This window comes from Pseudomonas sp. PS01298 (assembly GCF_029959745.1).
Lineage (GTDB): Bacteria > Pseudomonadota > Gammaproteobacteria > Pseudomonadales > Pseudomonadaceae > Aquipseudomonas > Aquipseudomonas aylmerensis.
In genome coordinates this window covers 1-10,941 of the sequence record NZ_JASCPP010000155.1, presented here as the reverse complement: position 1 = coordinate 10,941, position 10,941 = coordinate 1, and the positions used below count along the sequence as shown (strand labels likewise).

Sequence of the window (10,941 nt, the reverse complement as noted above, 5' to 3'; positions counted from 1 at the left end):
AGTGGAGAGGTGGATGGCAGCATAGGCTCCCACACGTGCTTTAAGCACCGCTGTCGGTCGGCTTGCCATCCACCGCTCTCATCCTCAGTTTAAACCCAGCGCAAGACACAAGCTGGCTTGCCTGCGATAGCGGTGTACCCGTCAACTCTGACCCAACTGACCCGCCACCATCGCCGGCAAGCCCGCGCCGCCATTGATCGGATTGGCAATTCTCTTTCCGGGTCGGGCTCCAATCAGCTTTGCCTGCCCATCCTTCTGCTTGCCGGTGCGCGCCTCGCTGATCAATCCCGGGATCAACTTGCCCTCCGGCAGGTTCTTCCAGAACCGGCTGGGCAAGTGGCCTTCCATGACCTTGGGGTTCAGGCGCGCCGGGTTGAAGATGTGGCTGTAGTAGGTCAACCACATGGCACTGTGCGGGTCTTCGATATTCTGCGCCAGTTGCTGCCAGGCCTCGGGGCACTCGCGCTGATGAATCAACTGTTCGCCGTCGTAATACACCCCATCCAGCGGCGTGGCGATCATCCAGCGATGGCGTCCCATGCGCCCGATGAAATGCTGGCTCGCGCTTTTCAGGATGTCATGGGCCGGCTCATGCCAGGCGACGTACTCCGGCAACTCCGGCCCCGCCTCTGCTGGCACGGCGATAAAGCGTACAAACGCGTGCAAGTGATGGGCCTCGCGACTCACCTGCTTGATCCGCCGCTGCAGCTCACTGCCGAGCTTGTCCCCCGCCAGCATCGCGGTGCGGTCGCCATGGCTGACGCGCCATAACACCTCATACAACAAGCTCCAGCGCTGATCGCCGTGGTAACAGGCAGCCGATTCGAGCAACTCCAGGAGCGCCTTGGGAATCCGCGCCTGGAACGGACCAAGCCCCGCCGGAATCGGCTCGTCGGTGGCAAACAGGTCCGCCACCTCGGCCCCGCCCCAGCTCACCTGGCTGGGGTCGACCTGATGGCTGAGCAACCAGCGCGCCTGCTCGCGCCAGGTGCTGAAGAGGTTGTCGCATTCGAGGCTGATCATCCCCACAGCCCCATCTGTTGCGGCTGCGGGCGGTCGCGCAATTGTTCGCGCAGCAGCACGCTGGTGCTGTCGGCCTGCTGCGGGTGGTAATCGCTGGTGATGAAAAACGGCTTGGCCTTGGCCAGCACGCAGCGCATGCGCGCCAGGTCTTCGAAGCGGATCTTGCGCTCACGCCGCAGGTCGACCAGGCGTTGGGTGGTGCGCAGGCCAATGCCGGGAATACGGGCGATGAGCGTCGGCTCGGCGCGGTTGAGGTCCAGCGGGAACACCTCGCGATGTTCCAGCGCCCAGGCCAACTTGGGGTCGATGTCCAGGGCCAGGTGGCCGGGGCCCTGGAACAACTCACCGGCACTGAAGCCGTAGCTGCGCAGCAGGAAGTCCGCCTGGTACAAGCGGTGCTCGCGCATCAATGGCGGCGCGGCCAGCGGCACGCTTTTCGGGCTGTTGGGGATCGGGCTGAAAGCCGAGTAATACACGCGGCGCAGCTTGAAGTTGCCGTACAGCGCCTCGGCCCCATGAAGGATGGTGCTGTCGTCGGTATCATCGGCGCCGACGATCATCTGCGTGCTCTGCCCGGCCGGGGCAAAACGCGGCGCGCGCGGTTCGTTGAATACCGTCTGTTCGCCGGTGTAGATGGTCTGCATGGCCTGCTTGATCGAGCCGATCTGTTTCTCCGGCGCCAGCGTCTGCAGGCTGGCATCGGTGGGCAACTCGATATTCACACTCAGCCGATCGGCGTAGCGCCCGGCCTCGGCGATCAGCGCCGGGTCAGCCTCGGGGATGGTCTTGAGATGGATGTAGCCGCGAAAGTCATGTTCTTCGCGCAGCAATTTGGCCACGCGGACGAGCTGCTCCATGGTGTAGTCGGCCGAACGGATGATGCCCGAGCTGAGAAACAGCCCGCTGACGCAATTGCGCCGGTAGAAATCCAGGGTCAGGGTCACCACCTCCTCCGGGCTGAAACGTGCGCGGGGCACATCGCTGGAACGGCGGTTGACGCAGTATTGGCAGTCGTAGAGACAGAAGTTGGTGAGCAGCACCTTGAGCAGCGACACACAGCGCCCGTCCGGGGTATAGCTGTGGCAGATGCCCATGCCGTCGGTGGAACCCAGCCCCGCCTTGCCCTCCGAGCTGCGCTTGGGCGCGCCGCTGCTCGCGCAGGAGGCGTCGTACTTGGCGGCGTCGGCGAGGATGCTGAGTTTTTCGATCAACTGCATGGAGGGCTACCGATACTGGTTTTTTGTACAGTATCAGCGAGCAATCCCGAATACCAGCCTGGAATGATGACTGGTAGGCGCGGGGCTCGTCGTATCGTCGCACCGCGGCGATTCGACAAGCCAGGCTCCTACAGTGTCAACTGGCGGTGGCGAGCAGCAGGTCCTGCACCGAACGCGCGTTGCCGCGATGCCGGTCCAGCGCATGCAGCGACGCCGCGATCTCGTCCGCGCGGATCGGCAGCACCGACAGCAAGGTATCGCTCAAGCCGTGGCTGGCCTGGCTGAAGCCCTGGATGTAGATGCCGGCCTTGCAGCGCTCGTCGGTGACGATGCGGTAATCGCGGCTGACTTCGAAGTCGCCCATGTAGGCTTCCAGCGGTGCCAGCAGTTCGCGGTGCATCTGGCGCTCGTAGCCGGTGGCCAGGATCACGGCGTCGTAATGGTGGACGCTGGTTTCGCCGTTGGCGTTGTTGCGCAAGGCCAGTTCGATGCCCAGCGGACCCGGCGTGGCCTTCTCGACCACGGTCATGGTGCGGAAGGCCTGGCGGGCGATGCCGGAGACTTTCTGGCGGTAGAAAATCCCGTAGATGCGCTCGATCAGGTCCAGGTCCACCACCGAATAGTTGGTGTTCTGGTACTCGGCGACCAGTCGCTCACGCTCCGCGCCGACTTGCTGGAACACCAGATCGGTAAAGGCCGGCGAGAACACTTCGTTGACGAACGGGCTGTCGTCGGCCGGCTTCAGCGCCGAGCCGCGCAGGATCATGTCGACCTGCACCGACGGGAAGCTGTCGTTGAGGTCGATAAAGGCTTCGGCCGCGCTCTGGCCACCGCCGATGATCGCAATGCGCATGGCCTTGCCGTCGACGCAGGGCTGCGAGGCCATGCGCTCCAGGTACTGGGAGTGATGGAACACCCGGCTGTCGCCCTTGAGCGCCTTGAACGCGTCGGGAATACGCGGCGTGCCGCCGGCGCTGACCACCACCGAACGGGTGGTGCGCACATGCTGCTCGCCCAGCGCATCGCGGGAGATCACGCGCAGCGCCTCGACGTGCTGCTGGTGCAGGATCGGCTCGATCGCCAGCACTTCCTCACCGTAGCGCGCCTGGGCCTGGAACTGCCCCGCGACCCAGCGCAGGTAGTCGTTGTACTCCATGCGGCACGGATAAAAGGTGCCCAGGTTGATGAAATCCACCAGGCGGTCGTGGGCTTTCAGGTAATTGACGAAGGAGTACGGGCTGGTGGGGTTGCGCAGGGTTACCAGGTCCTTGAGGAAGGAAATCTGCAGCTCGCTCTGGGTCACCAGGGTATTGCCGTGCCAGCGGTAGTCAGCCTGTTTGTCGAGAAACAGCACGTCCAGTTTGCCCTGGGCCTTTTCGCGCTCCTGCAGGGCGATGGCCAGCGCCAGGTTCGAAGGGCCGAAACCGATACCGATCAGGTCGTGAACCGCGGGCGAAGCAATTGCCTGTGTCATTCCAGTGTCCTCTGGATAAGCCCCTTGGCGGTGGGGCGGGAATACCTTCAAGACCTGCACAACAGGTCATGTGTTGATAGGAAACGAGGACAGTGAAATAAAATTTAACTGATCGGTGATCAGTGCGCGTCCCACTCGCGCATCCGCACCCGGCAGTGCTTCATCGCGTTGACGATGTGTTTTTCCACCAGCGCGCGGGAAATGCACAGGCGCTCGGCGATCTGCACGTGGGTCAATCCGTCGAGCTTGCGCAGCATGAAACTGTCGCGGCACGCTGCCGGCAGCTCGGCGAGGGCGCGTTCGAGCAGTTCCAGGCGCTGGCCGTGGTCGTGGGTGACGTGGGGCGAACAGGGGGCGAAGCGTTCTTCGCTGTCCAGCACATCCAGCGGCTCGACCTGGCGCAAGGCGTTGCGCCGGTGGCCGTCGATCACCAGGTTCAGGGCGGTGCGGTATAAAAAGGCGCGGGGTTGTTCGATGGGGGTGTCGCTGGAACGTTCCAGCACCCGGACATAAGCGTCATGCACCACATCCTCGGCAACCTGGCGGTTGCCCAGCTTGGCGTTGAGGAAACACACCAGCTCGCGATAGTAGTTTTCCAACATGACTCCCGACCGCCGGGTGGCGGCATTAGGTCCTTGAGTGCGAAAAAGACAGCGTATGAGGTAATGGCAGTTTGGGTGCGTGCAATTTATAGTAATTCTCATCTACTTTTAAAGCAGACTTGCACCGATGGACGATTATTTTTCTTCAAAGGACCTGTAACCGCTTGTGTAACAGCCTAAATCCCCGGGCAATTCTCTCGTTTAACTGTCAGCTCTGCGCAACTGCGCTCCGAACTTTCCTGGCTGGAACCTAAGCATGAAACGCCCTCGCCCTGCCCGACGCGCCTTGCTTGTTATCGCTTGCCTGCTCCCCCTCATCGCCGTTGCCGCCTGGCAGGTGTTGCCGCCGGGGCGTGACACGCTCACCACCGTCACCGTCAGCCGCGGCAATATCGAAAACAGCGTCACGGCCCTCGGCACCCTGCAACCGCGTCGATATGTGGACGTGGGCGCCCAGGCCTCCGGGCAGATCCGCAAGATTCACGTCGAAGCCGGCGATCAGGTCCAGGAAGGCCAGTTGCTGGTGGAAATCGACCCGTCCACGCAAAAGGCCAAGCTCGACGCCAGCCGCTACGCCATCGAAAACCTCAAGGCCCAGTTGCAGGAGCAGAAAGCCCAGCACGAACTGGCGCGCCAGAAATACCAGCGCCAGCAGCGCCTGGCGGCCGGCAACGCGACCCGTGAAGAAGATGTGCAAACCGCCAAGGCCGAATTGAGCGCGACCCAGGCGCGGATGGACATGTTCCAGGCGCAGATTCTCCAGGCCCAGGCCAGCCTGCGCAGCGACGAAGCGGAACTGGGCTATACGCGCATTTATGCGCCGATGACCGGCACCGTGGTGGCGGTGGACGCGCGGGTCGGCCAGACCCTCAACGCCCAGCAGCAGACCCCATTGATCCTGCGTATCGCCAAGTTGTCGCCGATGACCGTGTGGGCGGAAGTCTCGGAAGCCGACATTGGCCACGTCAAACCCGGCATGACCGCCTATTTCACCACCCTGAGCGGCGGCAACCGGCGCTGGACCAGCACCGTGCGGCAAATCCTGCCGATTCCGCCCAAGCCGTTGAATGAAACCCAGGGCAGCGGCAGCCCCAACAGCTCCAACAAAAGCGGCAGCGGCCGCGTGGTGCTCTACACCGTGCTACTGGATGTGGACAACAGCGACAATGCCTTGATGGCCGAAATGACCACCCAGGTGTTCTTTGTCGCGGGCGCCGTGAAGGACGCGCTCACCGTGCCGGTCGCTGCGTTGCAGGGCACCTCGAGCGCCGATAGGCAGATTGCCCGCGTAGTGGCGGCAAACGGGCGCATCGAGGAGCGCGAAGTGCGCCTGGGCATCAGTGATCGCCTGCGCGTCGAAGTGCTCGACGGCCTGCATGAAGGCGATCACCTGCTGATCGGCCCGGCCGACGGCAACGGGGGTTGAGGTGACCACGCCCCTGATCGAACTCAAGCACATCCGCAAATCCTACGGCGGCGGCGACAGCCCGCAGGTCGACGTCTTGCGCGGCATCGACCTGTCGATCCACGCCGGGGAATTCGTCGCGATTGTCGGCGCGTCCGGCTCCGGCAAGTCCACATTAATGAATATCCTCGGCTGCCTCGACCGGCCCACAACCGGCGACTACCTGTTCGCCGGCGAAAATGTCGCGCACCTGGACAGCGATGAGCTGGCCTGGCTGCGCCGTGAAGCGTTCGGCTTCGTGTTCCAGGGCTACCATCTGATCCCGTCGGGTTCGGCCCAGGAAAACGTCGAGATGCCGGCGATTTATGCCGGCATCAGCGCCGCCGAACGGCACGCCCGCGCCAAGGCCCTGCTCACCCGCCTGGGCCTGGCCGACCGCACCGGTAACCGTCCGCACCAGTTGTCCGGCGGCCAGCAGCAGCGCGTGTCGATTGCCCGCGCCTTGATGAATGGCGGGCACATCATCCTCGCAGATGAACCCACCGGAGCCCTCGACAGCCACAGCGGCGCTGAGGTGATGACCTTGCTCGATGAGCTGGCGAGCCAAGGCCACGTGGTGATCCTGATCACCCATGACCGCGAAGTCGCGGCGCGGGCCAATCGCATCATCGAGATTCGCGACGGCCTGATCATCAGCGATTCGGCCGAGGCCGACAGCTACGTCCCCGCACCCGCCAGCAACGGCGCCTTGCAGGCCGTGGACCTGCGCCAGCGCCTGGCCGACGGCGCCGAACACAACGGCGCCTGGAAAGCCGAACTGATCGACGCGGTGCAGGCCGCCTGGCGGGTGATGTGGATCAACCGTTTCCGCACGGCGCTGACCCTGCTGGGTATCATCATCGGCGTGGCGTCGGTGGTGGTGATGCTGGCGGTCGGTGAAGGCAGCAAGCGCCAGGTCATGGCACAGATGGGCGCGTTCGGCTCCAACATTCTCTACCTCAGCGGTTCGTCGCCCAACCCGCGCACGCCGCTGGGTATCGTCACCCTCAATGACGTCGCGGCGCTGGCGGCACTGCCGCAGGTCAAGCGCATCATGCCGGTCAACGGCACCGAGGCCGGGGTGCGTTTTGGCAATGTCGACTACATGGCCTATGTGGGCGGCAATGACACCAACTTCCCGGACATTTTCAACTGGCCGGTGGTTGAGGGCAGTTATTTCACCGCCGCCGATGAGCGCGCCGGTGCCACGGTGGCGGTGATTGGCCACCGCATCCGCGAAAAGCTGCTCAAGGGCCAGGTCAACCCGATCGGCCAGTACATCCTGATCGAGAACGTGCCGTTCCAGGTGATCGGCGTGCTCGCGGAAAAAGGCGCCAGCTCCGGCAACAAGGACAGCGACGACCGCATCGCCATCCCCTACACCGCCGCCAGCGTGCGCCTGTTTGGCAGCTACAACCCCGAATACGTGGTGATCGCCGCCGCCGATGCGCGCAAGGTCCACGAGGCCGAGGTGGCCATCGACGCGCTGATGCAAAAGCTGCACAACGGCAAGCGCGACTACGAGTTGACCAACAACGCCGCGATGATCCAGGCCGAGGCGCGCACCCAAAACACGCTGTCGTTGATGCTCGGCTCGATTGCGGCGATTTCGCTATTGGTCGGCGGCATCGGCGTGATGAACATCATGCTCATGACGGTGCGCGAGCGGACCCGCGAAATCGGCATCCGCATGGCCACCGGCGCGCGCCAGCGCGACATCCTGCGCCAGTTCCTCACCGAGGCGGTGATGCTCTCGGTGGTCGGCGGCCTCTGTGGCATCGCCCTGGCCCTGCTGGTGGGCGGCGTGCTGGTGCTGGCCAAGGTGGCGGTCCAGTTTTCCCTGGTGGCGGTCCTTGGCGCATTTGGTTGCGCGCTGGTCACCGGCGTCGTATTCGGCTTTATGCCGGCCCGTAAAGCTGCCCGGCTCGATCCGGTTAAGGCATTGACCAGTGAATAAACCATCCCTGCCCACGCACCTGTCCCTGCTCAGCCTGTGCCTGATGTTGAGCGCCTGCACCGGCAGTCCTGGCGCCATCGACAGCGGTATTGCGCCGCCGGCCGCCTGGCAATTTGCCGAGCGCGACGCGACCCAGGCCACCAACCAGCGCTGGTGGACGCACTTTGGCAGCCCGCAACTCAATCGCCTGGTCGACCAGGCGCGGCGTGACAGTTTCGACGTCGCCGCCGCCATGGCCAGGGTCCGCCAGGCCCAGGCCAGCGCAGTGATTGCCGGCGCGCCGCTGCTGCCCGAGGTCAAGCTGAATCTCGACACCAGCCGCCAGAAACTGCTGCGCGGCAAAGGCGGACCGAGCCTGGACGCGTCGCAAAGCGATGAGGTTGTCGACAACTTCGGCGCCAACCTCACTGCCAGTTACGAAGTGGATTTCTGGGGTGGCCGCGCGGCCGCCCGCGACAGCGCCCTGCACAGCCTGCGGGCCAGCGAGTTTGACCAGGCGACGGTGGAACTGACCTTGCTCGCCAATGTGGCCGACCGCTACGCGCAAACCCTGGCGGCCGTTGAGCGCGAACAGATTGCCCAGCTCAACCTGGCGAACGCGCGCAACGTGCTCGACCTGGTGCAGACGCGCTACGACGCCGGCTCCGCCACGGCCCTGGAACTGGCCCAGCAGAAAAGCCTGGTGGCCAGCCAACAACGGCAACTGCCGCTGATCGAGCAATTGGCCGAAGAGTCGCGGATCACCCTCGCGGCGCTCCTCGGCCAACCGGTGCAGGCCCTCGACCTGGGCGCCGAACCATTCCAGGCGCTGAGCTGGCCGACCATCGGCGCTGGCCTGCCCAGCCAATTGCTCAGTCGCCGCCCCGACATCGCCAAGGCCGAGGCGCAGCTGGCGGCGGCACAAGCCGACGTCACCGTGGCGCGGGCGGCCATGCTGCCGGCCGTGACCCTCGGTGCGACCCTTGGCTCGGACGCATACAAAGCCGCAGAAATGCTGCGCAGCCCGTACTACACGCTGACCGCCGGGCTGGTCGGGCCGATCTTCAACAACGGTCGTTTAAGCGCCGAGCGCGACAAGGCCCGCGCCCGCCAGGATGAACTGCTGCAAACCTACCGTGGCGCGATCATCAACGGCTTTGCCGATGTGGAAAAAGCCCTCAGCAGCATCACCCGCCTCGACCAGCAGCGCGAATGGCAAAGCGAAGAGCTGCAACAGGCGCAGACCGCGTTCCAGATCGCCGAGAGTCGCTACCAGGCAGGCGCCGAGGACTTGCTGACAGTGCTGGAGACCCAACGCACGCTGTACGCGGCCCAGGACCTGAACGTGCAGCTGCGGCTGTCGCGCCTGCAGGCCAGCATCGCCTTGTACAAAGCGCTGGGGGGCGGCTGGGAGACTGATATCCGCTAAACAAAACTCCACTTTCGTACACGAGCTGTTTTCTCGACCTACATTCTTCAACCCAGGTCCTTGGTAAAAAAGCCGCCATCACACGGCTGCCCGGGACCTCCTGATGACTGTTGCAAAACACCTCGCTTGTGGCGGTATCTGGCTGATGGCAAGCACCGCCCTGGCCCAGCCACTGATCACCGAAAGCGCCATCGACTGGCTGCTCGACTGCCCCATCCCCCAGGTCGAACACCTGGACCCCGAAGTGCTGGCACGCACCCAATGCGGCGTCGTCAGTGTCCCGCGCAACTACGCCGCGCCTCGCCAAGGCAACCTGCGCCTGTACGTCACCCGTGTCGGCGCGCGCGATCCGCTGAGCCGTGAAGGCGTGGTGTTCGCCCAGGCTGGCGACACCACCCGGCGCAACCGCAGCGGCACCTTCGCCGTGCAACTGGCCAGCCGCTGGGGTGCCTATTCCAACCAGGCTTATCGCACGCTGCTCAATCGCTATGACGTGATCGAACTCAGCCCGCGCGACCTCAAGCACAAGAATGGTCTTGAGCAGGCCGTGCGCGACATGGAATTCGTGCGGGCCCAACTCGGTGACGCGCAGCTGCACTACCTCGGTAACGCCGGCGCCACGCGCTTGGGCAGCCGCTACGGCGCGCTGTTTCCCGACCGCGTCGCGCGCATGGTGCTGGTGAATGCGGCGCCGGGCGAAAAGGCCGCGCCCCGGGTTGCACAATTGCACCTCAAGGACACCGCCACGCCAGGCCCCAGCGGCTGCGTCAACCAATGGGTGGGCGACTTCCTTGCCTATGGCAAGCAGCCGCCGGCGTCGACGCGCTGCCTCGATTCAGGCGCTTGGGAGTAGCGCGCCGTTTGCGACCTGTTGCGGCCGAAAACGACACCCTGCGTTGACGCTGCGACCCAATCGTTATTAAGTGCTATTTATCCGCATTAATACGATAAATCGAACCCATGCTAAGCCGCCCGCTACGACGCAAACGCCAGAAGCTGTCCGATGTGATTGTCGAGTCGGTCAAGCGCTCTATCGTCACCGATGCACTCAAGCCCGGCGATCGCCTGCCCACCGAGCGCGAGCTGATGGAAAGCTTCCAGTGCTCCAAGGGCTCGGCCCGCGAGGCGCTCAAGGCGCTGGAAGTCGAGGGCCTGGTGAGCACGCGCACCGGCCCCAGCGGCGGCGCCTACCTCAACCAGGCGGGTACCGAGCCGGCCAGCCGCGCCTTGCGCAACTACCTGCACTTCCAGCACCTGGATGGCGAGCAGGTCTACCAGTTGCGCAAGGTCATCGAAGTGGAACTGGCCGTCTCGGTACTCGGGCGCCTGAGTGAGGACGACTACCAGGCCCTGCAGGACAACGTGGATTTCTGCAGCGCGCCGGAAGACAGCGAGGCCGGCCAGCGTGAACAGCGCCTGGCGGAACTGGAGTTCCACAACCTGCTGGCCAAGGCATGCCCCAACCCGTTGCTGAGCTTCATGGCGCAGTTCCTCAATGACCTGCTGCGTGACCTGGTGGTGCTGAAAAAGGCCTACAAGCCCAAGCGCAAGCAGTTCGACGCGGCCAACCTCGACTATCACAAACAGTTGCTGAGCGCGTTTCGCGCCGGCGATGAAAAAGCCGTGCGCAGCCTGATGCACGAACACATGTGCGACGCCGAACACCACATGACCGCGCTGGAAGGCCAGGTCAGCCCGCATTTTCTACTGGAGTTCGATCACTCTTAACAACACCACAGACCCAGTGCGGGAGCGGGCTTGCTCGCGAATGCGGTGGGTCAGCAAAGCATCCGGAGACTGATGCACCGTATTCGCG

At 64.1% G+C, this 10,941-nt stretch carries 9 protein-coding genes; 5 read left to right on the top strand and 4 right to left on the bottom strand.

Annotated elements, in window-relative coordinates:
* Nucleotides 1-141 precede the first annotated feature (141 nt).
* The 4 genes from QMX97_RS29800 to QMX97_RS29785 all read right to left on the bottom strand — a co-directional run bounded on the left by QMX97_RS29800 (nt 142) and on the right by QMX97_RS29785 (nt 4,316).
* Complete coding sequence (locus QMX97_RS29800; RefSeq protein WP_282398092.1) at nt 142-1,023, bottom strand: TIGR03915 family putative DNA repair protein; 882 nt, start codon at nt 1,021-1,023, stop codon at nt 142-144.
* Nucleotides 1,020-2,240 (bottom strand): putative DNA modification/repair radical SAM protein, encoded by a 1,221-nt coding sequence (locus QMX97_RS29795; protein WP_120449073.1) that lies wholly within the window; start codon nt 2,238-2,240, stop codon nt 1,020-1,022. The genes QMX97_RS29800 and QMX97_RS29795 overlap by 4 nt, the downstream gene beginning before the upstream one ends.
* 136 nt (nt 2,241-2,376) lie before the next feature.
* On the bottom strand, nt 2,377-3,714 hold the full coding sequence (locus QMX97_RS29790; RefSeq protein WP_065903997.1) for a SidA/IucD/PvdA family monooxygenase: 1,338 nt from the start codon (nt 3,712-3,714) through the stop codon (nt 2,377-2,379).
* Between the two features lie 119 nt (nt 3,715-3,833).
* On the bottom strand, nt 3,834-4,316 hold the full coding sequence (locus QMX97_RS29785; RefSeq protein ID WP_282398091.1) for a sigma-70 family RNA polymerase sigma factor: 483 nt from the start codon (nt 4,314-4,316) through the stop codon (nt 3,834-3,836).
* 256 nt (nt 4,317-4,572) lie between these two features.
* Between QMX97_RS29785 and QMX97_RS29780 the strand changes: the two genes are divergently transcribed.
* The 5 genes from QMX97_RS29780 to QMX97_RS29760 all read left to right on the top strand — a co-directional run bounded on the left by QMX97_RS29780 (nt 4,573) and on the right by QMX97_RS29760 (nt 10,853).
* Nucleotides 4,573-5,742 carry an efflux RND transporter periplasmic adaptor subunit gene (locus tag QMX97_RS29780; RefSeq protein ID WP_065904002.1) on the top strand — a complete coding sequence of 390 codons (1,170 nt, stop codon included), beginning with the start codon at nt 4,573-4,575 and terminating at the stop codon, nt 5,740-5,742.
* Nucleotide 5,743: 1 nt separating this feature from the next.
* On the top strand, nt 5,744-7,717 hold the full coding sequence (locus tag QMX97_RS29775; RefSeq protein WP_282398090.1) for a MacB family efflux pump subunit: 1,974 nt from the start codon (nt 5,744-5,746) through the stop codon (nt 7,715-7,717).
* A gap of 43 nt (nt 7,718-7,760) precedes the next feature.
* A complete protein-coding gene (locus QMX97_RS29770) occupies nt 7,761-9,125 on the top strand; it encodes an efflux transporter outer membrane subunit (RefSeq protein ID WP_120450779.1) in 1,365 nt (454 codons plus the stop codon).
* 103 nt (nt 9,126-9,228) lie between these two features.
* Nucleotides 9,229-9,978 (top strand): alpha/beta fold hydrolase, encoded by a 750-nt coding sequence (locus QMX97_RS29765; protein ID WP_201145314.1) that lies wholly within the window; start codon nt 9,229-9,231, stop codon nt 9,976-9,978.
* A 107-nt stretch (nt 9,979-10,085) separates the two neighbouring features.
* Nucleotides 10,086-10,853, top strand: a complete 768-nt coding sequence (locus QMX97_RS29760; RefSeq protein WP_065904017.1) for an FCD domain-containing protein — start codon at nt 10,086-10,088, stop codon at nt 10,851-10,853.
* The last annotated feature ends 88 nt before the right edge of the window (nt 10,854-10,941 follow it).